The organism is Streptomyces sp. NPDC107498 (assembly GCF_055582805.1).
The window spans coordinates 58,947-81,280 of the sequence record NZ_JBVJPE010000021.1; the positions used below are offsets into that span (position 1 = coordinate 58,947).

The 22,334-nt window shown below is 73.2% G+C and carries 17 protein-coding genes and 1 pseudogene; 8 read left to right on the top strand and 10 right to left on the bottom strand.

Annotation, left to right across the window (positions count from 1 at the left end):
* From ACZ66Z_RS29600 to ACZ66Z_RS29615, 4 genes are all read left to right on the top strand, one after another.
* The gene (locus tag ACZ66Z_RS29600) at positions 1-1,086 is read left to right on the top strand and encodes an ABC transporter ATP-binding protein (RefSeq protein WP_469938425.1); all 1,086 of its coding nucleotides are present in this window, start codon (positions 1-3) and stop codon (positions 1,084-1,086) included.
* Complete coding sequence (locus tag ACZ66Z_RS29605; RefSeq protein WP_469938426.1) at positions 1,083-1,784, top strand: HAD family hydrolase; 702 nt, start codon at positions 1,083-1,085, stop codon at positions 1,782-1,784. The genes ACZ66Z_RS29600 and ACZ66Z_RS29605 overlap by 4 nt, the downstream gene beginning before the upstream one ends.
* Before the next feature lie 105 nt (positions 1,785-1,889).
* Positions 1,890-2,699 carry an alpha/beta fold hydrolase gene (locus ACZ66Z_RS29610; protein WP_469938427.1) on the top strand — a complete coding sequence of 270 codons (810 nt, stop codon included), beginning with the start codon at positions 1,890-1,892 and terminating at the stop codon, positions 2,697-2,699.
* Between the two features lie 248 nt (positions 2,700-2,947).
* Positions 2,948-4,798: an IPT/TIG domain-containing protein gene (locus tag ACZ66Z_RS29615; RefSeq protein WP_469938428.1), complete on the top strand. Its 1,851-nt coding sequence runs from the start codon at positions 2,948-2,950 to the stop codon at positions 4,796-4,798.
* Positions 4,799-4,939: 141 nt separating this feature from the next.
* Here the strand turns inward: ACZ66Z_RS29615 and ACZ66Z_RS29620 are convergent, their stop codons facing one another.
* Positions 4,940-5,488 carry a GNAT family N-acetyltransferase gene (locus ACZ66Z_RS29620; RefSeq protein WP_469938429.1) on the bottom strand — a complete coding sequence of 183 codons (549 nt, stop codon included), beginning with the start codon at positions 5,486-5,488 and terminating at the stop codon, positions 4,940-4,942.
* Between the two features lie 265 nt (positions 5,489-5,753).
* On the opposite strand from ACZ66Z_RS29620, the gene ACZ66Z_RS29625 reads away from it, so the two are divergent.
* Together ACZ66Z_RS29625 and ACZ66Z_RS29630 are read left to right on the top strand one after the other, a co-directional pair.
* Positions 5,754-5,996, top strand: coding sequence for a hypothetical protein (locus tag ACZ66Z_RS29625; RefSeq protein ID WP_469938430.1), 243 nt, complete (start codon positions 5,754-5,756; stop codon positions 5,994-5,996).
* Between the two features lie 18 nt (positions 5,997-6,014).
* The gene (locus tag ACZ66Z_RS29630) at positions 6,015-6,479 is read left to right on the top strand and encodes a hypothetical protein (RefSeq protein ID WP_469938431.1); all 465 of its coding nucleotides are present in this window, start codon (positions 6,015-6,017) and stop codon (positions 6,477-6,479) included.
* A 109-nt stretch (positions 6,480-6,588) separates the two neighbouring features.
* Here the strand turns inward: ACZ66Z_RS29630 and ACZ66Z_RS29635 are convergent, their stop codons facing one another.
* The 9 genes and pseudogenes from ACZ66Z_RS29635 to ACZ66Z_RS29675 all read right to left on the bottom strand — a co-directional run bounded on the left by ACZ66Z_RS29635 (position 6,589) and on the right by ACZ66Z_RS29675 (position 17,044).
* Positions 6,589-7,491 (bottom strand): NAD-dependent protein deacetylase, encoded by a 903-nt coding sequence (locus ACZ66Z_RS29635; RefSeq protein ID WP_469938432.1) that lies wholly within the window; start codon positions 7,489-7,491, stop codon positions 6,589-6,591.
* A 164-nt stretch (positions 7,492-7,655) separates the two neighbouring features.
* Positions 7,656-8,696: a vWA domain-containing protein gene (locus ACZ66Z_RS29640; protein ID WP_469938433.1), complete on the bottom strand. Its 1,041-nt coding sequence runs from the start codon at positions 8,694-8,696 to the stop codon at positions 7,656-7,658.
* A 99-nt stretch (positions 8,697-8,795) separates the two neighbouring features.
* The gene (locus tag ACZ66Z_RS29645) at positions 8,796-9,650 is read right to left on the bottom strand and encodes an ABC transporter permease (RefSeq protein WP_469938434.1); all 855 of its coding nucleotides are present in this window, start codon (positions 9,648-9,650) and stop codon (positions 8,796-8,798) included.
* On the bottom strand, positions 9,647-10,765 hold the full coding sequence (locus tag ACZ66Z_RS29650) for an ABC transporter ATP-binding protein (RefSeq protein ID WP_469938435.1): 1,119 nt from the start codon (positions 10,763-10,765) through the stop codon (positions 9,647-9,649). Before ACZ66Z_RS29650 ends, ACZ66Z_RS29645 begins: the two co-directional genes overlap by 4 nt.
* Before the next feature lie 141 nt (positions 10,766-10,906).
* Positions 10,907-11,062: a VenA family class IV lanthipeptide gene (locus ACZ66Z_RS29655; protein ID WP_469938436.1), complete on the bottom strand. Its 156-nt coding sequence runs from the start codon at positions 11,060-11,062 to the stop codon at positions 10,907-10,909.
* 218 nt (positions 11,063-11,280) lie between these two features.
* Entirely contained in the window at positions 11,281-14,040 is a 2,760-nt protein-coding gene (gene lanL / locus ACZ66Z_RS29660) for a class IV lanthionine synthetase LanL (protein WP_469938437.1), read from the bottom strand.
* Positions 14,041-14,206: 166 nt separating this feature from the next.
* Positions 14,207-15,700, bottom strand: a complete 1,494-nt coding sequence (locus ACZ66Z_RS29665; protein ID WP_469938438.1) for an extracellular catalytic domain type 1 short-chain-length polyhydroxyalkanoate depolymerase — start codon at positions 15,698-15,700, stop codon at positions 14,207-14,209.
* Between the two features lie 487 nt (positions 15,701-16,187).
* Positions 16,188-16,275: pseudogene (locus ACZ66Z_RS29670) on the bottom strand.
* A 34-nt stretch (positions 16,276-16,309) separates the two neighbouring features.
* Positions 16,310-17,044, bottom strand: a complete 735-nt coding sequence (locus ACZ66Z_RS29675; RefSeq protein ID WP_469938439.1) for a DUF7873 family protein — start codon at positions 17,042-17,044, stop codon at positions 16,310-16,312.
* A gap of 282 nt (positions 17,045-17,326) precedes the next feature.
* On the opposite strand from ACZ66Z_RS29675, the gene ACZ66Z_RS29680 reads away from it, so the two are divergent.
* Together ACZ66Z_RS29680 and ACZ66Z_RS29685 are read left to right on the top strand one after the other, a co-directional pair.
* Complete coding sequence (locus ACZ66Z_RS29680; RefSeq protein ID WP_469938473.1) at positions 17,327-19,138, top strand: ricin-type beta-trefoil lectin domain protein; 1,812 nt, start codon at positions 17,327-17,329, stop codon at positions 19,136-19,138.
* Positions 19,139-19,170: 32 nt separating this feature from the next.
* The gene (locus tag ACZ66Z_RS29685; protein ID WP_469938440.1) at positions 19,171-22,260 is read left to right on the top strand and encodes a glycoside hydrolase family 3 protein; all 3,090 of its coding nucleotides are present in this window, start codon (positions 19,171-19,173) and stop codon (positions 22,258-22,260) included.
* Positions 22,261-22,334: the final 74 nt, after the last annotated feature.

The window sequence follows — 22,334 nt, forward strand, 5'->3', positions numbered from 1 at the left end:
ATGACCTCTGCCACAGCGGAACGGACGGAGTCCACCGCCGCCACCGGCGCCCGCGTCGAATTCCGCGGCCTGCGCCGCGCGTTCGGCCCCACCGTCGCGCTCGACGGCCTCGACCTGACCGTCGAACCGGGCGAACTCCTCGCGCTCCTCGGCCCCTCGGGCTGCGGCAAGACCACCGCGCTGCGGGTCCTCGCCGGCTTCGAACGCCCCGACTCCGGCGAGGTCCTCGTGGACGGGGCGGACATCACCCACGTGCCGGCCAACCGCCGCGACGCCGGCATGGTCTTCCAGTCGTACAGCCTCTTCCCCAACCTCACCGCCCGCGACAACGTCGCCTTCGGCCTCCGCGTCCGCAAGGCCGGGACGGCCGAGCGCCGCGCCCGCGCCGCCGAACTCCTCGACCTGGTCGGCCTGCCCGAGCACGGCGACCGCTACCCGCACCAGATGTCCGGCGGCCAGCAGCAGCGCGTCGCCCTGGCCCGGGCCCTCGCCCTGCGCCCCCGCGTCCTGCTCCTGGACGAACCCCTCTCCGCGCTCGACGCCAAGGTCCGGCTCAGCCTGCGCGAGGAGATCAGGCGGCTCCAGCTCTCCCTCGGCATCACCACCGTGTTCGTCACCCACGACCAGGAGGAGGCGCTGTCCATGGCGGACCGCGTCGCCGTCCTCGACGCCGGGAGGCTGGAGCAGTGCGCGGCCCCGGCCGAGCTGTACCGCCGGCCCGCGACCGCCTTCGTCGCCGAGTTCGTCGGCACCATGAACCGCCTGCCGGGCCGCCTCACCGACTCCGGACTCGTGGAGGCGGCGGGCAGCCGGCTCCCCGTCGACGGCGACCTCCCCGGCACCCGCGACGTCGAGGTGCTCGTCCGCCCCGAGAACGTCACCGTGACCGCCGACGCCGACGGGGAGGCCGTGGTCGTCTCCACCTCCTTCTTCGGATCCGTCACCCGCGTCCACCTCGACCACCGCGGCACGACGGTCAAGGCCGACCTCCCGTCGCGCGACGCGGGCGGACTGGCTCCGGGGACCCGCGCCACCGTCGGCCTCGCCCCGCACCCCGTGCTCGTCGTCCCGAAGGCGGAGCGGTGACCGCCCTCGCCGCCGTCCTCTTCGACATGGACGGCACCCTCGTCGACACCGAGGTCCTCTGGTGGGAGGCCACGGAGGAGGTCGCCGCCCGACTCGGACACCGGCTCACGCGGGCCGACGCGCCCGAGGTCGTCGGACGCGCCGTCGAGGACACCGCGGCCCACCTCGTACGGACCACCGGCACGCACGACCCGGACGGCGTCGCGACGGCGCTGACCAGCGCCTTCCAGCGGCGCGTCGACGAGGGCGCGCCGATGCGCCCGGGAGCCGACCGCCTCCTGACCGAACTGGAGCGGGCGGGACTGCCGTTCGCGCTCGTCAGCGCCTCGCCCCGCTCGGTGGTCGACTCGGTCGTCGGCGGCGCGCTCGCGCACGTCCCCTTCGCCCTCACGCTCTCCGCCGACGACACCGCGCGGACCAAGCCGCACCCCGACCCGTACCGGACGGCCGCCCGGCGGCTCGGCGTCCCGGCGGCGGCGTGCGTGGCCGTCGAGGACTCGCCGGACGGAGCGGCCTCGGCCGACGCCGCCGGCTGCGCCGTCCTGGTCGTCCCCTCCCTCCTGCCGGTGCCTCCGGGCCCCGACCGGATCTTCGCGGACAGCCTGGAGGACGTGTCCCTTGACGGCCTGCGCCGCCATGTCCGGGACAGGGCGGCCGCCCGGAGCGGAGAGCCGCCGGAGCGGGGGCGAGCCGGCTGACCCCCGCCGCGCGCGGCGGGTGGGGCCCGTCCCCGGAGAAGTCCCGGCTGTCCCTCCGTCCCCCTCCTTCCTATGCTGGGGGAAGGAGAGGTGAGGAGGGCCGCGATGGCCGCCGTCGCCGTGCACAGCGCCGTCCTGGGGGAGGGGCGCCCCACGCTCCCGTACGCGGAAGCCGGCCGTCCGGGCGGCACACCGCTCGTCCTGGTGCACGGCTACCTGGACTCCTGGTGGACGTTCGAGCCGATGCTGCGCCGGCTGCCTCCGGGCCTGCACGCGTACGCCCCCACCCAGCGCGGCCACGGCGACGCCGACAAACCGCCCGACGGCTACCTGCCGGAGGACTTCGCCGAGGACCTGGTCGCCTTCATGGACGGCGTGGGCATCGGGCGAGCGGTCCTGGTCGGCGGATCGAGCGGCGGGGTGCAGGCCCGTGTCGTCGCGGGCCGCCGACCGGACCGGGTGGCGGGCCTCGTCCTGCTCGGCGTCCCGGCCACCCTCGCCGACAAGCCGCGGGTCGTCCGGTTCTGGGACACGGTCAAGGAGTTGCGGGACCCCGTGGACCCCGCACTCGCGACGGAGCTCGTCGACGGCCTGACCGCGACCCCCATGGGACGCGGCTTCCTGAAGACCGTCGCCGACGAGAACCTCAAGGCCCCGGCCCGCGTCTGGCGCGAGACCCTGCGCGGCCTCCTCGAGACCGACCTCCGGGCCACCCTCTCCGGAATCCTCGTCCCCACCCTGGTCGTCTGGGGCGACGAGGACCCCCTCCTGGGCCGCGAGGACCAGCGGACGATCCTCGACGCGATCCCCGACTCCCGCCTCCTCGTCTACGAGGGCGTGGGCCACCTCGCGTACTGGGAGGCCCCCGAGCGGGTGCTCCGCGACCTGACGGACTTCCTCGCCGACCGCACGTGAGGCCCGGGTGCCGGGAGGAACCCCATCGCCTCCAGGGCGTTCACCTCCTCCGGGCTCCGGTCCCCGTACTGCCCGCCGACGCCTTTGTCGCGCCCGGTACACCGATCCAAAGTGATCAAAAAAGATCAACCAGAAGGTCAATCTGGCAATAATAAAGCAGCTGAGACTTCATCAAAAAAACCGTGAATAGCATGAGTCGAAAGAAGAAGCAGAGACACCCGGTCGGTTCTCTCCGAGAGGCAGAGCTCATGGCATTCACGATCGACAGGCCTCACGTAGGCGGCGGAGCACCGCGCCGCTTACGGCGCGGCACCGCCGCGACGCTGGCCGCCGCGCTGCTCGGCGCTGTCGGCGCGGTGCTTCCCGCCGGACCGGCACATGCGGCCGGACCGGGGCGGCTGGTCTACATCGCCAACGCCGGTGCGGGGTCGGTGAGCGTCGTCGACCCGACGACCGGATCGACGACGGCCACCATCGACGTGGGCAGCGCACCCACGGGCGTGACGCTCACGCCGGACGGCTCCCAGGCATGGGTGGCGAACAGCGCCGGAGACTCGGTCTCCGTCATCGACACCGCGGCCAACTCCGTCGCCGCCACCGTCGCGGTGGGGCGCACGCCCCAGTCGGTGGTCATCTCTCCGGACGGGACGCGGGCGTACGTGGTCCACACCGACCGTCCCAGCGGGGTCGACGTGATCGACACCTCCTCCCTCGCGGTCACCGCCACTCTCGCGGCCGGTGATTCGCCGGACAGCCTGGACCTGTCCCCGGACGGCAGCCGGCTCTACGTCGGGAACTCCTCCAGCAGCACGGTGTCGGTGATCGACACCGCGACCGACACCGTCAGCGCCACCGTCCCCGTGGGGAACGCGGCCGGGCTGGCGGTCAGCCCCGACGGCGCCCACGTCTACGTCGCCGACTACAACGAGAACCGCCTCTCCGTGATCGACACCGCCACCGCCACCGTCACGGCGGCCGTTCCCGTCGGCAGCCTTCCGCAGAACGTGGCCGTCGCACCGGACGGAGGACTCGTCTACGTCGCCAACCGGGGAGGCAACTCCGTCTCCGTCGTGGACACGGCGACCCACACCGTCGTCGCCACGGTCCCGACCGGCGCGGGGACGAGCGGCGTGCTGGCCGACCCCGACGGCACCCGTGTCTACGCCACCAACACCTTCGTCAACACCATGTCGGTGATCGACACCGCGACCCTCACGGTCACCGCCACCGTCCCCACCGGTTCCCGCCCCAGGGGCCTGGCGATGAGCAAGGCCGCCCCGCCCACCGTCACCGCGCTCACCCCGGACCACGGCCCGACCACCGGCGGCACCACCGTCACCCTGACCGGCAGCCACCTGACCGGCACCACCGCCGTCACCTTCGGCAACGTCCCCGCCGGCGGCGTCACCGTGGTCGACGACACCACCGTCACCGCGACCGCCCCCGCCCACGCGCCCGGCACCGTCGACGTCTCGCTGACCGCCGAGGGCCGCACCGTCACCGCCGGGACCTACACCTACCAGCCGTCCCCGCCCACCGTCACCGCCGTCACCCCCACCAACGGCCCGGCCGCCGGCGGCACCACCGTGACCCTCACCGGCACCGGCTTCACCGGCGCGACCGCCGTCGCCTTCGGCGCCGTCCCGGCCACCTCGGTCACCGTCCACGGCGACACCGAGATCACCGCGACCTCCCCGGCCGCCACCACCGCCGGACCGGCCGACATCACCGTCACCACCCCCGCCGGGACCGGCACCACCAGCCCGGCCGATCGCTACACCTACACCCGGGACACCACCAAACTCACCGCCGCCCCCCTGCTGCTCTCCCTGACTCCCGGCCAGCTGAACATCAACCTGCACCTGTCGGCCACCCTCACCGACACCACCACCGGCAAGCCCATCAGCGGCGCCACCGTGAAATTCACCCTCGGCACGACCACCGTGTGCACCGGCACCACCAACACAGCGGGCACCGCGACCTGCAGCGGCGTCGTCCCCCTCCTCACCGCACTCCTCCACCTCGGCTACACCGCCACCTACAACGGCGCCCCCACCCACGAACCCGCCACCGCCACCGCCCCACTCGTCCGCGGCTGAACAGCTGAACCGCCCGCTGCGATACGGGGAGGCCGCCACCGGAACACACCGGTGGCGGCCTCCGCCGTCACCAACGGCGCGCAGCCACGGCGAGCCCACCCTTCGTGGCGGACTCCTGCTCGCCGGCGATCTTCGTACCGCTCAGACCTCGGGCAGGGAGGGGTCGGGCGTCCACGGCTGCGGCGCGGTGACGGCCCAGCGCTCGTGGTCCCGCCAGCCCCCGTCGATGTAGAGGTAGGCGGGCGACACCCCTTCGTAGCGGAAGCCCAGCCGCCGGACCAGGGCCAGGGACGCCTCGTTCGCCGGCTGGATGCAGGCCTCCAGCCGGTGGAGCCGCAGTTCGGCGAAGGCGTACCGGAGGGTGAGGGCGACCCCTTCGGTCATGTAACCGGCCCCCGCGGACGGGGCGAAGGCCGCATAGCCGAGGGACGCGCCCTGGTAGCGGCCCCGGATGATCGAGTTGATGTTGACCATGCCGGCGGCCTCGCCGGTCTCCCGGACACGGACCAGGAAGCCCTGGTTGGTGCCGTCGTCGAAGCGGCGCATCCAGTCCTGGAACTCCTCCGCCGTCGCGGGCAGTCGCATCCACGGCTGGTGCAGCGCGGAGCTGGCCCGCACGAGCGCGCAGAACTCGTCCTGATCGGAAGGGGTGAGCGGGCGGAGGTCGACCCGTGGCGTCGTCGTGAGCATGGACCCACGGTAGGGCCCGCGCGCGGGGGCTCCAGGAGCGGGTACGGCTCGGGCACCGGCCTGAGCCGCGGGTTCTCCACCGGTCCCTTTCGGAGCCTCCCGGAGCCGACCGCGCCGCCGCTGACGGCGGTGTGGCCGTCGAGCCGGCCGGAACGGGCTCCCGGCGGGCGTGACTGCCGCACGACTGCCGCCGCCGAGTGCCGACCCCGGGCGTCCGGCGGGCCTACGCTCCTGACCCCCGACCACCGAGAGACAGGAGTACGTCATGGAGAGTCCGACGCGCAGGGCGGCCGCGGCCGGTGCCGCCGCGTTGCTGGCCGCGGGCCTGGTGGCCGTGGCCGGCGCGGAGAGCGAGCCGGCGCCGGTCCGGTCCGACCGGATCACGACGGTGGCCCAGCTCAAGGAGAGCATCGGAGTCGCCGCGGAGCTGGACCGGCAGGACGGGGCCGCCGAGATCGGCGGCAACACCGGTGGCCAGGCGACGCTCACCTCCCGCACCGCCTGCTGAGACGGAGAGGTGACCACCATGGGCGGAAACGAGCCGGTGCGGACGTGGTGTCCCAGCGGCGAGGCGCACACCCCGGAGTCCGTCGTCCTGGGCGTACGGTCCGGACGGGACGGGAGCGTGGTCTACCTGGCCGATCCGGTCCCGGCGTCCGAGGTGCTCGGCGACGTCCCCGCGGACATCGAACCGCGCCGCATCCTGCGCTTCGCCTCGCACTGCGTGAGCGACTGCGTGAACCGCCGGGGCGCCGACTGCACGCTGGTCGAGCGCGTCACGGCGCGGCCGGTCGCCCGTGGGGACGGCTCCGTCCCGCGGTGTCACCTGCGGGCCCGGTGCCAGTGGTGGGCCCAGACCGGCATCGCCGCGTGCCTGCGGTGCCCCGCGGTCGCGACCCGCCATCGCGTCGACGACACCCTGGCCGAGCTGGTGGCCGACCCGGCCACGACGCGGGAACAGCTCGACGCCTGGATCGCGGCGGCCGACTGAGCACCCCGCCGGCCGTGCCGGAGGCCCCCGCCCGTGCGGCCGGGGGCCTCCGCGAGGTCCCTCTCCACCGGCCGAGAGCTCTCTCCACCGGCCGAGGGGCTCCGGTGCCTCAGCCGAGCTCCGCCGGGTCCCCCGTGGGGATGTCGAGCCGCTCGGCGAGGCCGGTGAGGGCCGCCCCGAGGGGGAGGGCCACCCGGGAGAGGGCGTGCCGGTCGCCGCGGGTCGGGTCCCGGTTGATGATCAACACGGGTTTCCCCGCCTGGGCCGCCTGACGGACGAAGCGGAGGCCCGACATCACCGTGAGCGAGGAGCCGAGCACCAGCAGCGAGGTCGCCCCGTCGACCAGTCGGCGGCAGTGCTCGACCCGCCGGGGCGGGACGGACTCCCCGAAGAACACCACGTCGGGCTTGAGGATCCCGCCGCAGTGCGCGCAGGGCACCACCTGGAAGTCGCCGACCTGCTCGTCGGTCAGATCGGCGTCACCGTCGGGGTTGATCCCGGCCGCCACCGGCCGGAAACCCGCATTGGCCTCTTCCAGCCGCCGCGCGAGCTCGTGACGCGGACTGTACGTGCCGCAGGAGAGGCAGACGACCCGGGCCAGGCTGCCGTGGAGCTCCACGACCCCTCCGCTGCCGGCGGCCTGGTGCAGGCCGTCGACGTTCTGGGTGATCACGCCCGAGAGCAGACCGTGGCGCGCGAAGGCGGCGACGGCCCGGTGCCCGGCGTTGGGCAGGGCGCGACCGAAGGTGCGCCAGCCGAGGTGGCTGCGCGCCCAGTACCGGCGCCGGGCCCGAGCGCTGCCGGTGAAGTCCTGGAAGGTCATCGGGGTGTGCCGGCTGAGGCTTCCGCCCTCGCCCCGGTAATCGGGGATGCCGGACTCGGTGGAGATCCCCGCGCCGCTGAGCACCAGCACGCCACCGGCGTCCAGCGCATCGACGACCGGCCCCAGGTCCGTCGTACCCGGCGGCAGGTCCTCGTCGGGGGTCCAGCTCAGAGTGGGACGCATGCGCATGCCGCCAGGGTACGAAACGACCCCCGGGTTCGCCTTCCCGCGGCCGGGACCGCGGACGGCGACGGAAAGGTCACGGGCCCCGGTGGAGCGCTTGACCGCGCTCCGGAGGCGGATGACGGCGTCGGCGCCCGGCCGGACCCCAGGACCGGCCGGGCCGGGAACCGTCAGCTCATGAGGAGGAGCCGCGTGTGGGGGACGAGCTTCCGGTTGACGCTGGTGCTCTGCACGAAGATGGTGAAGTCGTCGTTGTGATCGGGCCTGACCCGCGTCTCCACGTCAGGCAGGCCGAGCAGGGCGCGGGCCTGCGGCCCCGTGTACACCCGGTCCGTCTTCTTCTCCAGCACCGCGATCTGCTTCCGCGCCTGGACCTTCTCCGGCTTGCTCAGCTGGTAGAACGCGCAGCCCGTGCGGTACGCGTGCCCGGACTCCACGACCCACTCCCGGATCGCCGCGTCACGGGCCACCGGAATCAGCTGGTACTCCGACGGGCTCACCGGAGTGAGTCCGGCCGCCTTGATGGTGTCCTTGTTGACCGCCTCCCCGCCCGTGGAGAACACCGCCCGCGAGCCCCGGATGCCCTTGGTGCGGCCCACCATGAACTTCTCGGTGGCCTCGCGGATGACCTGCCCGGCCTCTTCCAGGCCCTGGGTGCTGGTGGCGTCCCAGACGGCGACGTTCTCCTTCGGGAAGCCGCAGTTCATGGCCTCGCGCCTGCCCATCTGGTCCGGTACGAGGACGGCGAGGGTCCAGTTGTCCTCCTGGGTCGCGATCATCTCGGCCATGGCGTCGACCAGTTCACGCGCGGTCCCGGCCGGGGCGTCGGGGCAGCGGTGACTGGCGTTCTCCTGGCCGTCGGTCAGGACGAACGTCAGGAAGCTGTGGTCGCCGTACAGTTGGGCGGTCTGCGCCAGCTCCCGCTGCGACTTCAGCGCGGCGGCCAGCAGCGCGGTCATGCCACCGACCCGGTACAGCTGCTTCAGCGAGGGCATCCGCAGCACGTCCTTGTCGTAGATGACGCACTCCACCTCGTCCGCGAAGACGTACACCGTGACCCGGGTCTCCTGGTCCAGCTCCCTCGACCGGCGGGCCAGGTAGGCGATCTGCTGGTCCGCCACCTCCACGACCTTGCGGCTCAGGTGCGACATCGACGAACTGGCGTCCAGGACAAGGGCGACGTGATTGATGTAGTTCTGGGTTCCGGACAAGACAGCTTCCCCCTCTTTCCGACTGGATGCTCCTACCGTCTCACCCGCCACTGACAATCGGTCCGGCTCCGGCGCCGGGTGCGGAACCCACCCCTCCGGTCACTCGGGGCGGTTGAAGCGGTGCGCCGCCCACAGCAGGGCGACGGTGCCGCCGGCCAGGAGCAGGCCGGCTTCGAGGAGCAGGGGCGGTTGCCGGCCGGCCCACTCGATCCCCGGGGCGGCGGCCTGGTCCGGCACCCGCAGGGCGATGATGCGGCGGAGGAGGTCGACCGCGTACGCCAGGGGGTTGACGTCGGACAGCGCCCGGGCCCAGGCGGGCAGGGACGTGAGGGGGAAGAAGCCGCCGGAGAGGAACAGCAGCGGCATCATCACCACGCCGAGCAGGGTGTGGAACGTCTCGGCCCTCCGCAGGCTCACGGCCAGGGCCAGCGCCAGGGAGGTGACGGTGAAGGAGGCCAGGGCCATCCCGGCGAGGAGCAGCACCAGGAGGACCGGGTCGTAGGGCAGGCCCGCCACGCCGGCCAGGGCGAGCAGGACGGCGCCCTGCACGGTGGCGGTCAGGGTGCCGCCGACGCAGCTTCCCAGGAGCAGGGTGGAGCGGCGGACCGGCGCCATCAGGAGCTCTCGCAGATAGCCGCTCTCCCGGTCGGTGATCAGACGGATGCCGACCATGATGGCGGGCGTCTGCACCGTCATCATCAGCATGCCGGGGAAGAGGTAGGCCTGGTAGCCGACGCCCAGGGAGGCCTGGGGGATGAGGGCGGCCAGTCCGCCTCCGAGGATGAGGAGGTAGAGCGCGGGGTGCAGCAGCATCAGCGCCGTGTGGGTGCGCTGACCGGCGAGGCGCAGCAGATCGCGGTGGACCAGGGCGTGGACGGCACGCAGTTCGCGCCGCAGCCGGGTGGTCCGTTCGCCGCCGGTGGCCTCCGGGGCCTCCCAGGTCAGGGTGCTCATCGGCCACCGCCCGTCTTCGCCGCGGCCGTCGTCGTGCACGGGGCGGGGGGAGCGGCGGCCCGGCCGGGTTGTGCGGCGCCGAGGCTGCGGCCGGTGTGGTGGAAGAAGACGTCGTCGAGCGTCGGCGGGGTCGCGGAGGCGGCGTTCACCGCGATGCCGCTCGCCTCCAGCGCCGCGCACAGCCGGGGGATCCAGGAGCTGCCGCCCGGGACCCGCAGGGAGACGCCGTCCGCGTCGACGGTGACGGCCCGGTCGGGCGGCACCAGGCCGCGTACGACCTGCCGGGCCGCCGTGTCGTCGCCGGTGCGCAGGACGACCAGGTCGTCCCCGATCGCGGCCTTGAGCGCCTCGGGCGCGCCCTGTGCCACCAGCCGGCCGCGGTCGATGATGGCGAGGCGGTCGCAGTTCTCCGCCTCCTCCAGGTAGTGCGTGGTGACGAAGAGGGTGCTGCCGTGCCGCTCGCGCAGCGTGCGCAGGTGCTCCCAGACCTGGGCCCGGGCGTGGGGGTCGAGTCCGGTGGTCGGCTCGTCGAGGAACAGCACCCCGGGGGCGTGCAGCAGCTGGCGGGCGATCTCCAGGCGCCGCCGCATGCCGCCGGACAGGGTGCGCACGGGGGAGCGGCGCCGGTCGGTCAGCCCGGCCGTGTCGAGGACCTCGGCGGCGCGCCGACGGGCGTCGCGGCGGGACAGGCCGTAGAGGCGCGCGTGGATGTGGAGGTTCTGCTCGGCCGTCAGGTCCGGGTCCACGGCGCTGTGCTGGAAGAGCATCCCGACCCTGCGCCGTACCGCGTGGGGCTGGGTGAGGACGTCGGCGCCGGCCACCGTGGCACGGCCGGACGTGGGTCGGGCCAGCGCGCACAGCATGGCGATGGTGGTGGATTTCCCCGCTCCGTTGGGCCCGAGGAACGCGAAGGTCTCGCCCCGCTCCACGTCCAGGTCCAGTCCGCTCACGGCATGGGTGGTCGTGCCCTCCGGTCCGGGATAGCTCTTGACCAGACCGCGCGTGCTGATGGCGTACGCGGGCTCGGGAAGGTCTTCTGGGGCGTGCGGGCCCGCCGGGACGGCCGTCCTGAGGGCCGCCGGGGCGAGGGCGTCATCGCCGGCGTGTCGCTGCATGGGTCTGGTCCTCGTCTACGGGTTCGCCGGGCCGGCGGCCCCCGGCGTGGCCGGCCGTGCTCCGGGGGCGTGCCGCTGTTCCGGCCGTGATTCCGGCCGGCGGCTGCCCGGGACAGCCGCCGGCCGGATGGAGCGTCTGCCTTAGGCGCAGCTGATGCCGATGCAGATGGTGTTGAGGAGGGTCAGCAGACCGACGCACTCGCAGGTCGCGGCGAACGGCGTGCCGTCGGCGCCGACGGGGTCGGTCTCCGGAAGGGCGTGGAGGCGGGCCAGCAGCTCGAGGTCCTGGTTCTCCATGGGTTTCTCCTTCTGTGAGGCGGCGGCAGCACTTCTCTGCCGCTCGACCCGGCGTCCGGACCGTCCGGCGCCGGGAGTCTGTGGGGGAACGTCCGCAGGGGGAAGGCAGGGACGACGACGGACACGTCGATCCCGTTCCTGCGTGGTTCGCGGTACGTGGTTCGCGGTACGCGGGGGAGGGGGCGGGGCCGCCGCGTCGGACTCCCGGCCCCGGCCGCTCAACCCCGCTGCTCGACCATCCAGTGCCGGTGGCCGGCGTGACGGTTCCTCAGGAGGAAGGCGAGGATTCCGGCCGAACCGTCGCTCCACCCGGTCGAGACGTCCCCGTACTCGTTGGGGAAGACCACGTGACCCCGGCGTCGGGCCCCCTCGGCCAGGATGAGGCCCGCCAGTTCCCCGGCCGCCTCCCGGTGGACGGGGTCTCCCGTGGCGTCGGCCATGTCGAGGAGGAAGTCGCCGTTGCCCGCCAGGCCGTGGCACTGGGCGAGCGCGGCGCGGGGAGCGCGTTCCACGACGGCGCGCGCGCTGCCGCGGGCGAGGTCGCCGAACCTGTCGTCCCCGGTGGCCTGCCACAACCGGACGAGGAAGGTGCCGATGCCCGCCGAGCCGTGGCACCAGTACGGAGCCGTGGGCACGTCGCCCGACTGGGCGGGCCACTGCGCCGTTTCGCCGACGCGTACGGCGTCGGCCACGAGGCCCTCTCCGACCTCAAGGGCCAGTGCCCGGTGGTCGGGGTGCCGGGAGAGGTCCGAGGCGGCGAGGAGGAAGCAGCCGATGCCGGCCGTCCCGTGGGCGAAGCCGAGATAGCGCTTGCCGCCCTCGGGGGAGTCGGCTTCCGCGGGGACCGCCCAGCCCACTCCGGACGGCTCGCGCCGGGCGGCGGCCGTCAGCCGGTCGGCCGCGTCGACGGCCTGGTCGGCGAAGCGCGTGTCCCCGGTGCGCCGCCACAGGTGGAGGGCGGCGAGTCCGCTGCCCGCGGTGCCGTGGGTGACGTCGTGGTGGGGCGTCGCCCGCTGCGGTGCCCGTGCCAGGTCCAGCGCGTGCTCGACGAGCCGTCGGTCGTCGATGGCGCGTCCGGCGTCGTACAGCGCCCACGCGGTGCCACGGCCGCCGAAGTGCAGGCCGGGGCGCGGGGTGCGGACGTCGGTGCGGTCCGCGATCCAACGGCCGGCGGTGGAGAGCAGCCCGGGCAGACGCGGGTCGCCGGTGAGCTCGAAGTACCGCGTCAGCACGGCCAGTACCCCGGCCGCGCCCTGCTGGACGGTGCACGGGTCGCTCTCCCCGGCCAGCGTCGACACGGGCCACAGCCGTCGGTCGTCCGCCGGGGTCATCGAGTCGACGAGGTGGTCCACGAGCCCGGCCACCACGTCGTCCGTCGTCCGGCCGTCCGCCGTCCGGCCGTCGGCTTTCCGGCCTTCCGCCATCGGGCCGTCCGCCGCCCGGCCTTCCGGGGCCGGGCCGCCGGCGGCGGAAGCACCAGGTCTCCCTACGGCCGTCCTGTCCGCGCCCTCCGGCCGCGCCGCCGGGTCCGCCGTCCGCAGTGCCTCCAGGGCCCTGGACGGGTCCCACCGCTCGGCCGGATCGTCCCTCATCAGCCCGAGGATCATGTCCACCACACCGCCCGGCAGCCGCAGCGGCCGGGTGCAGGCCGCGAGCCATGCGGCGAGCCGCTCCTCGGCCGGTCTGTCGGCGGGCTCCTCGGACAGCAGGTTCGGGACCTTCCCGGCCAGGACGAAGCAGGCGGTGGCGCCGAGGCTGTAGTAGTCGGCCGTCGCACGGACGGGCGCGTCGGCCAGGCGCTCGGGGGCGCTGAAACCGGGCGTCCCCACGCGGGTCGGCAGGGCGGCCTCGTCCTCCAGGACCGCGAGCTCCAGGTCGATGAGGCGCAGCCCGCCGTCCGGGCGGACCATGACGTTGCCCGGCGTGAAGTCCCGCAGGACCAGGCCGCGGGCGTGTGCCGCCGCCACCAGGTCCACCAGGCGCGCGACCTGCGTCAGTGCGTCGGCGCGGTACCGCTCGCCGCCCACGTCGCGGAAGTGCTCGGCCACCCAGGTGCGCAGCGTCACGCCCGGCACCTCGTCCTGGGCCAGGAACAGGTGCCCGCCGTGCTCGAACAGCGCCAGCGCTTCCGGAGCCAGCCCCGTCCCCTTGAGCTTCTCCAGCGTCCGGGCCTCGGCGCGCAGCCAGTCCCGGACGTCGCCGCCGGAGGCGTCGCCCTCCACGTGCGGCCGGGCCTCCTTGATCACCACGCCCGCGCCCGTACGGGTGTCGCTGCCCCGGTAGACGCCGCCCTTGTTGGTCTGCCGGATGGCCTCCCGCACCGCGAAGCGGCCGCCGAGCACCACCGGACGGCTCGTCGTCTCCCCGCCCTGCGGTGCCACCGGCACCGCGGCGGGGAACGGACAGACGGCCCAGGGCGGCGGCGCGTACCGGCCGGTGCGCTTGTCCTCCACGGGATTGCCGTCGGGGTCCTCGATGAACCACACCAGCAGGCCGTCGTCCGACAGCCGCCGCCGGCCGACGAAGGCCCCGTAGCGGTAGTGCACCAGACTGCGCGCGGCGTAGGGCTGATCGGACAGGATCCGCGGACCGGCGAGACCCGCCGTCGCCGCGTGCAGGTCCCGGGCGAGCCCGGCCGCCTCGGCGTCGGAACGCGGATAGACGGTGATGAACTTGCCCGAGCTCCCGCGCGGCGTCGCCCTGGAGTTCAGCGCGCTGACCTGCTCCAGCGACCGGGCGAACTTGAAGCCCGACCCCTCCCGCAGCAGCACGTCCAGGGCCCTGGTGAGGACCTCGGGCGCGGAGGCGGCCGTGGCCGACACGTGCAGCTTCCATCCCTGCTCGCGCCGCGTCCCGGTCACGGGCGCGACCCGGCACCACATCTCGTCCGCCTCGACCGCCCAGCGCGCACCCGTACCCGTGGTGTGCAGCGCCCGGCGGAGCAGGTCTTCCAGTTCGACTTCGGTAGCGCTCGTCATTGCGTGTCCCTCTCAACGGTGAGAACCGCTGACGGGAAAGTGCCCGATGACATAAACAGACCAACACGCACCCACCTGGATTCACTTCATCCAGCGAGCGCACGACGCGGTACCGCCAGGAGGGGGGCGCGCTCCGGCGCAGAAGAATGCGCCGGGGCGCACGAAGTCATGCCGGGCAGCCGGAATCGGCCACGACGTAGTGACCGGGGGCGGTCTGCCGGAGGGTGTGGGTGGTGAACGTGTTCCACAGCCCCATGGCCTGGCCGGAGCCCGTGGCGTAGGTGAGGCCGCCGCTCCGGTAGGCGCGTCCGGCGACCGTGTGGTCGTAGTTGCTCGCCGTGTGGCAGGTGGGCGTGTACCCGGTGGTGGTCGCCGTCACGGCCGCCGACACCGGGCCCGCCGCGCCCGAGGCGTCGACGGCCGCGACCGTGTAGCCGTACGCCGTCCCCGGGGCGAGGCCGGTGTCGGTGTACGCGGTCGAGGACGTGCTGCCCACCTTCGTACCGCCGCGGAGGACGTCGTACGAGACCGCGCCGGCCACCGCGTCCCAGCCGAGGGACGCGGTCGTGTCGGTGACCGAGGCGACCGCCAGTCCGGTGGGGGCGGGCGGGGACCCGGGGCCGGGTTCCTGCCCGGCGCCGTCGAGGCCCCAGAAGCGGGCGGTGTGGTAGCTGGAGCAGATGGTGTCGAGGTAGTACGTGCCGGTGCTGCCGCACTGGTCCGGGCCGCTGCCCGGGTCGACCGCGAGGCCGTGGGCCATGCCGGACAGGGAGTACACCTGGACGGCGGGCCTGCCGGAGGCGTCGTCGTACTCGTTCAGGGTGGCGCCCCCGCCCAGGCTCCGGGTGCGGGAGGGCGTCTGGCCGATCCCCCAGACGTCGGTCCACTGGTCGCGCAGCTCGGTGGCGTTGGCCGGCCTGACGGTGGTGTCGGCGGTGCCCTGCCAGATCGCCACCCGGGGCCAGGACGCGGTGCCGGCGGGGGCGGCCGAGCGCACCGGGGCGCCCCATTGCGCGGGGCTCCTGTCCGGAGGGCTGTACATGCAGGTGTACGCCGTGGACACGCTGTCCGCGCAGAACGCGGGCAGTCCGGAATCGATGGAGCCGCCCGCGAAGACGTCGGGGTAGGCGGCGAGCAGGTTCGCGGTCATGCCGGCCCCGGCGGACAGACCGGTGACGTAGACCCGCCGGGTGTCGCTGCCGTACTGGGCGACGGCCTTGTCGACCATCTGCCTGATCGACAGCGCCTCGCCCCGTCCGCGTGTGCTGTCGCCCGGCTCGAACCAGTTGAAGCAGGAGTTGGCGTTGTTGGCGCTGCTCGTCTGCGGGAGGACCAGCGCGAAGCCGTACCGGTCGGCGAACGTCGGCCAGCCGGAGTGCGCGTAGTAGTCGGCCGCGCCCTGCGTGCAGCCGTGCAGGGCGACCACGAGCGGCGCGCCGGCCGGCAGCGCGTCGGGCACGTAGGCGTACATGGACAGGTTGCCGGGATTGGAGCCGAAGTCGGAGACCTGGGTCAGGCCCGCGGCGGACGCCTGCGGCCCCAGGGCGACCAGGCCGCCGGCCAGGGCCAGCGCCCCCGCGGCGGCGGTGAGCCGGCGACGGAGGCCCGCGACGAGGCGGCGTCTCTTCGTGGAGCGGAACGGAGGGTACGGCTGTCCCATGACGACTGCCTCCTGTGGGGGTGAACACGAGGTGCACCGACCGTGGCGACCGGTGTGGCGTGCATCATCCGGGCGCCCGCGCCGGCTCGGACATGGGCGGGGCGACCAGGCTTGGCCGGAGGCTTGTGTGACGGCGATCCATGAAGGGCTTGCGGGACGGCGATCCACGAGGGGCCTGTGTGACGGCGATCCGCGAGGGAGCGGAAAAGGAGCGGGTCCGAGGGCGTAGCCTGCCCCCGGACCCTGTCGATGCCGCTCACATCACACGCCGGCACGCTTGAGGACCCGGGTCATTCGTCATTGCGTCGCGTCCTGCCTTTGGACCACCGCCGATCGAGCTCGGCGGACCAGATTCGAACTGGCATTTCGACGCACCAGGGCCCGGGCCCGGTCGATCCGGCGATGAGCGGCGCATGCTGAGTCTGGAGCAATAGTCTGAGATTGACCGCGGTCTGCCTCTGCCTGGTTGGGCCATCCCGGCGCGGAGTGCCGGGAGGAGGACTCGAACCTCCACTGGAACCGCGGATGTCACGACAAGGCTCAGCTTCAGCTTTGCGCTCCTCGCGCACCCCGGCCGAGTTCTGTGGCCGGGGAGTCTGTGGCGTCCCGCTACCCGAAGAGGTAGCCGAAGACGGCGTCACCGACCCGCTGGTCGGTGACCTCGGCGCCGTTCGCCTCCTCGCGGGCGAACTTCACCGCCTGCTGGAGCTTCTCCACCCGTTCCAGGAGCTCGTTGACCCGGCGGGCGGGCAGCGCGCCCGAGAACTTCACGGTGGTCCAGTAACCGACCGGCACGTCCTCGTAGTAGACCTCGACCTGGGCCGGGTGCTTGTCCGTCGCCTCCGCCTTGACGTGGTTGCGCGGCACCTTCTTCGTCCGGACCGTGCGCACCACCTCGGTCTTCCAGGCGTCCGTCGACGGATCCTGCGTCCACGACTCCGCGGCGTCGAGCACCGGAAGCTTGCGGACGAAGGTGTTGATGTCCGTCAGCTGCTTCTCCAGGAACAGCAGGTACGCCACGGGCACCCGCCCCACGAGCACGCGCCCGTCGACCGTGATGTCCGCGCGCGCCTCGCAGTTCGCCCAGTCCTTGGTGGCCGTCACGTCGAAGAGGCGGGTCAGCGCCCGCGCGGTGTCGCGCAGCACGTCCTCGGCCTTCACCTGTACCAGGGTCGACTCGGGCGGCAGCTGCTCGCCCTCCTCGTCCTTCGGCTGGTAGGTGCGGGAGATGCCGGCGAGCAACGCGGGTTTCTGCAGGCCGTGGTGAGCTGCCGTCAGGTCCTGGTGCGCCCGGGACTTGACGCCCTTCTCCACGGCGATGATCTGGTTGAGTTTCGTTGCCACGTCGTCGACCTTAGGGCGGGGACCCCGGACCGGTCGAACGGTTTTACGGCCGGCCGCCCGCGCCCGAATCCGCCCGCCGCGTTCAGGAGTTGATTGCGGGAGGGGTTGACGGGACCTCGCCGCCTCCATAACTTCACACCTTGATATAAGCCCTGCCGACCGCTCCGTCGAAAGGCATGTCAGGTGCATTACAAGTCTTGGTCGTTCGTGCGGCGGGGCCGGTCGCGCCCCCGCGGCCTCGCCGCCCTCGTGACCGGCGCCCTCCTCGCGAGCGGCCTGGTCATGACCGGCCCCGGTGTCGCACGGGCCGCCGGCGAGCGGGTCGACGTCTGGCTGACCACCACCTCCGACGCCGGAGGCCGTACCGTCACGCGGGGACTCGCCCCACAGGCGCCGACCGCCTTCGGCCCGGCCGGCGGCAGCGCGAGCCACACCGTCGCCGTCGACGAGGCCACCACCTACCAGCAGTTCGAGGGCGGCGGCGCCTCCCTCACGGACACCACCGCCCACCTCCTGCGCGGCGGTGCGGTCAGCGCCGCCACCCGTGACGAGGTCATGCGCAGGCTGTTCTCGCCGACCGAGGGCATCGGCCTCTCCTTCGTCCGCAACCCGATCGGCGCCTCCGACCTCTCCCGGCCCGGCAACGTCTCCCTCGACGACACCTGCTGCGACCTCTCCGACTTCGGCGCGAACGGCTACGACACGAACGTGCGGCTGCTGACCGTCCAGGCCAGACAGCTCAACCCGGCCCTCCGCGTGAAGGGGGTGCCGTGGAGCGCCCCCGGATGGATGAAGGACAACGGCCGTATGGACCAGATGGGCTGGCTGAAGTGGGAGTACTACCCGCTCTACGCCCAGTACCTGGTCAAGTACGTCCAGAGCTACCAGGCCGCCGGGATCAAGGTCGACTACCTCTCCGTCCAGAACGAGCCCAATTGCTGCCAGGCCGGCAACCCCACGGCCATGAACTATCCCGGCATGAGCTGGAACCCGTCCGGCCTCGTCGAGTTCACGAAGAACCACGTCTACCCCGCCTTCCGCGCGGCCGGCATCACCACCAAGGTCCTCGTGCACGACTGGAACTACGGTGACTACGCGAACTTCGGCGCCGCGGTCCTCGGGGACGCGGGCGTGCGGAACGACCCCCTCTTCGGGGGCATCGCCTGGCACGGCTACGCCGGAGACCCGGCGGTCGGCAGCCAGGTCCACACCCAGTACCCGTCGGTGCGCCAGTTCGGCACCGAACACTCCGGCGGCACCTGGATCGCGAACCAGCACGACGAGGACCTGAAGGACATCGTCGGCTTCGCCCGCAACTGGAGCAGCAGCCTGGTCAAGTGGAGCCTGGCCGTCAACCAGGACATGGGTCCGCACAACGGCGGCTGCGGCACCTGCACGGGGCTGATCACCGTGCAGGAGGGCGGAGCGCGCGCCGGGCAGGTCGACTACACGATCGAGTACTACACGACCGGACACCTCACGAAGTTCGTCCGGCCCGGCGCGTACCGCATCGCCTCGACCGACGACGCCGGCCTGCCGAACGTGGCCTGGCGCAACCCGGACGGCTCCAAGGCGCTCATCGCCCACAACGGCGGCGCCTCCGCCCGGTCCCTCCGCGTCGACTGGGGCGGCCAGTCCTTCACGTACACCCTGCCGGCCCGCACCACCGCCACCTTCACCTGGTCCGGTACGGCGGCGAGCGCACCGACCGGCCCGCTGACCGGCCTGGCCGGCAAGTGCCTCGACGTGGCCGGCGCGGCCACCGCCGACGGCACCCCGGTCCAGCTGTACACCTGCAACGGCACCGCGGCACAGCGGTGGACGCTCGCCGCCGACGGCACCGTCCGGGCCCTCGGCAAGTGCCTCGACGTCACCGGGGCGGGAACCGCCGACGGCACGAAGGTGCAGCTCCACACCTGCAACGGGACCGGCGCGCAACGCTGGTCGTACGACCCCGGGACGCACGACGTCGTCAACACGGCCGCCGACAAGTGCCTGGACGTCACCGGCAACTCCTCGGCCGACGGCACCCGCACGCAGATCTGGACCTGCACGGGCGGCGCCAACCAGAAGTGGACCCATCAGCCGTCGTGAACACCCCCGCACCCCCCTCCCGAGGAGCCCGCATGCCGCATCCGCGCCACCGAAGAAGGGCGAGCGCCGCCGCGCTCGCCGCCACCGCGGTCCTCGCCGGACTGCTCGCCGGAGCCGTGCCCAGTGCCGCCGCCGGCGCCGACGGAGACCCGGCCCCCCGGGCCGTCGACCGCTTCGAAGGGGAGGTCCCCTTCACCGGACCGCCTGCCGAGGGCCTCTTCACCTGGGGCAGCGACGCCGACGACCACCCCGCGCTCACCCTCGCCGAGCGCGCCGACGCCCCCGAGGGCGCCAAGGTCCTCGAAGGCCGCTACGACATCAGCGGCTGGGGCGGATTCACCCACGACTTCGCCTTCGACCGGCCCGCTCAGGACTGGACCGCCCACAAGGGCGTCCGCTTCTGGTGGTACGGCCAGAACACCGCCCCCCTGCCGCCCGGCTCCGGGAAGCGGATCGGCTTCGAGATCAAGGACGGCGGAGCGAACGGCGAGGCGTCCGAACTGTGGACGACCTCCTTCACCGACGACTGGGAGGGCTGGCACCTCGTCGAGATCCCCTTCTCCGATTTCCACTACCGCGCCGACTACCAGCCGGTCGGCGGCATCGACCAGGTCCTCGGCCTCGACCGCATGTGGGGATACGCGCTCACCCTGCCGCCCGGCGCACCCGGCCGCTTCGCCCTCGACGGCGTCGAGCTGTACGGGAAGGCGGACCCCGCCCTCGGCACCCGTGTCACCACGGGGGCCGTGGTCCACTCCGTCGACGAGGGCGGCACCGCCCGCGTCGACGTCTCCGTGACCACCACCGGCTCCGCGCCGACCGGCGAGCCCGTCACCGTCACGTACAGGACGGACGACAGCGGCCCCGCCCAGCCGGGGAAGGACTACTCCCCGGTGTCCGGCAGCCTCGTCTTCCCCGCCGGCACGCCGTCCGGAACGACCCGCTCGATCACCGTGCCGACCCTGAAGGACCGGGCCGCCGAGGAGGCCGAGACGATTCCGGTGAAGCTGACCGTCGACGGCGCCGGGTCACCCGCCGAGACACCGGTCGTCGTCATCGACGCGCACGGACTGCCCTACCTCGACGAGCGCCTGCCGGTGAAGAGGCGCGTCGCCGACCTCCTCTCCCGGATGACGCTCCCCGAGAAGGCCGGCCAGATGACCCAGGCCGAGCGCAACGCCCTGCGCTCGCCCGGTGACATCGCCGGCTACGGGCTCGGCTCCCTGCTCTCCGGCGGCGGCTCCGTCCCCACCCCCAACACGCCCGAGGCGTGGGCCCGCATGGTCGACGCCTACCAGCTGCGCGCCCGGGCGACCCGGCTGCAGATCCCGCTGATCTACGGCGTGGACGCCGTGCACGGCCACAACAACGTCGTCGGCTCGACGATCATGCCCCACAACATCGGGATCGGCGCCGGGCGGGACCCCGGTCTCGCCGCCAGGACCGGTGCCGTCACCGCCCGGGAGGTGCGGGCCACGGGCGTGCCCTGGGACTTCGCCCCCTGCCTGTGCGTCACCCGGGACGAACGCTGGGGCCGCTCCTACGAGTCCTTCGGCGAGGACCCGGCGCTCGTCACCGCCATGGAGACCGTGATCGACGGGATGCAGGGCACGCCGGACGGCCGGGACCTCGACCGGAACGACAGGGTGCTGACCACCGCCAAGCACTTCGTGGGCGACGGCGGCACCGCCTTCGGCTCCTCGACGACCGGTTCGTACACGATCGACCAGGGCGTCACCCGCGTCACCCGCCAGGAACTGGAGGTCGTGCACCTCGCGCCGTTCGCCGAGGCCGTGAAGCACGGCGTGGGCACGGTCATGCCCTCGTACTCCTCCCTCGACGTCCTCGGCGACGACCGAGGACCCGTCAAGATGCACGCGAACGCCGAGATGATCAACGGCGTCCTCAAGGACCGGATGGGCTTCGAGGGCTTCGTCATCAGCGACTGGCAGGCCATCGACCAGATCCCCGGCGACTACCCGAGCGACGTGCGGACCTCGATCAACGCGGGCCTGGACATGATCATGGTGCCGACGAACTACCAGGAGTTCACCCGGACACTGGCCGCCGAGACGGAGGCGGGTCGCATCCCCGCCGCACGGATCGACGACGCCGTCGCCCGGATCCTCACCCAGAAGTTCCGCCTGGGCCTCTTCGAGAAGCCGTACGCGGACACCACCCACCTGGCGGCCGTCGGCTCGCCGGAACACCGCGCGGTGGCACGGGAGGCGGCGGCCGCCTCGCAGGTGCTCCTGAAGAACGACGGCGGCGTACTGCCGCTCAAGCCCACCCAGAACGTGTACGTCGCGGGCTCCGACGCCGACGACCTCGGCAACCAGGCCGGCGGATGGACCGTCACCTGGCAGGGCGCCTCGGGCCGGACGACGACCGGCACCACGATCCTGGAGGCCATGCGGAAGTCGGTCGCCCCCGGCACCACGCTCACCTGGTCCCAGGACGCCACCGCACCCACCGGGGGACACGACGTCGGTGTCGTCGTGGTCGGTGAGAAGCCCTACGCCGAGGGCGTGGGCGACGTGGGCAACGGGCACGACCTGGAACTGAGCGCGGCCGACGAGGCGGCCGTCGACCGGGTCTGCGCCGCCATGCCCTGCGCGGTCCTCGTCGTCTCCGGACGCCCCCAGCTCATCGGCGACCGGCTGCCCGCCATCGACGCCCTGGTGGCCTCCTGGCTGCCCGGCACGGAGGGCGACGGCGTGGCGGACGTCCTGTACGGCCGACGACCCTTCACCGGACAGCTTCCGGTGAGCTGGCCGAGGTCGGAGGGCCAGTTGCCGCTGAACGTGGGCGACGCGCGCTACGACCCGCAGTTCCCGTACGGCTGGGGACTGACCACGCTCCACGGCACCCCACGGGGAGGGGAGCCCGCGCTGCGGGCGATCGGGCTCGCCGCCCGGGCCCTCCAGAAGGCCGGATGCGGCGACTCCGCCGCGGCGCGGAGACTCGTCGGCGGGGCCCGGCTGATCGTCCAGGAGCGCATCGGACAGGACGTCACGGAGAAGACGGCGAAGCCGTTCGCCGAGGCGGACCACCTGCTGCTCACCGGTGACCCGGCGGGCGCGGTCGGCAGACTGACCGAGGCCTTCCGCGCGGCCGGCTGACCGCCCGGCCGACCCGGTCCCGTCGTCCACGGAGGCGGCGGGACCGGGAAGGCCCCTCCGGGGCCACCGGGGCG

Excerpts from the sequence above, each read along its gene's own strand:
- ACZ66Z_RS29680 (WP_469938473.1), top strand. The coding sequence starts at position 17,327 with ATGACCGGCCCCGGTGTCGCACGGGCCGCCGGCGAGCGGGTCGACGTC.
- lanL (WP_469938437.1), bottom strand. The coding sequence starts at position 14,040 with ATGACGAGCGCTACCGAAGTCGAACTGGAAGACCTGCTCCGCCGGGCG.
- ACZ66Z_RS29635 (WP_469938432.1), bottom strand. The coding sequence starts at position 7,491 with ATGCGCATGCGTCCCACTCTGAGCTGGACCCCCGACGAGGACCTGCCG.
- ACZ66Z_RS29645 (WP_469938434.1), bottom strand. The coding sequence starts at position 9,650 with ATGAGCACCCTGACCTGGGAGGCCCCGGAGGCCACCGGCGGCGAACGG.
- ACZ66Z_RS29610 (WP_469938427.1), top strand. The coding sequence starts at position 1,890 with ATGGCCGCCGTCGCCGTGCACAGCGCCGTCCTGGGGGAGGGGCGCCCC.
- ACZ66Z_RS29665 (WP_469938438.1), bottom strand. The coding sequence starts at position 15,700 with ATGGGACAGCCGTACCCTCCGTTCCGCTCCACGAAGAGACGCCGCCTC.
- ACZ66Z_RS29615 (WP_469938428.1), top strand. The coding sequence starts at position 2,948 with ATGGCATTCACGATCGACAGGCCTCACGTAGGCGGCGGAGCACCGCGC.
- ACZ66Z_RS29650 (WP_469938435.1), bottom strand. The coding sequence starts at position 10,765 with ATGCAGCGACACGCCGGCGATGACGCCCTCGCCCCGGCGGCCCTCAGG.
- ACZ66Z_RS29655 (WP_469938436.1), bottom strand. The coding sequence starts at position 11,062 with ATGGAGAACCAGGACCTCGAGCTGCTGGCCCGCCTCCACGCCCTTCCG.
- ACZ66Z_RS29620 (WP_469938429.1), bottom strand. The coding sequence starts at position 5,488 with ATGCTCACGACGACGCCACGGGTCGACCTCCGCCCGCTCACCCCTTCC.
- ACZ66Z_RS29625 (WP_469938430.1), top strand. The coding sequence starts at position 5,754 with ATGGAGAGTCCGACGCGCAGGGCGGCCGCGGCCGGTGCCGCCGCGTTG.
- ACZ66Z_RS29685 (WP_469938440.1), top strand. The coding sequence starts at position 19,171 with ATGCCGCATCCGCGCCACCGAAGAAGGGCGAGCGCCGCCGCGCTCGCC.
- ACZ66Z_RS29600 (WP_469938425.1), top strand. The coding sequence starts at position 1 with ATGACCTCTGCCACAGCGGAACGGACGGAGTCCACCGCCGCCACCGGC.
- ACZ66Z_RS29630 (WP_469938431.1), top strand. The coding sequence starts at position 6,015 with ATGGGCGGAAACGAGCCGGTGCGGACGTGGTGTCCCAGCGGCGAGGCG.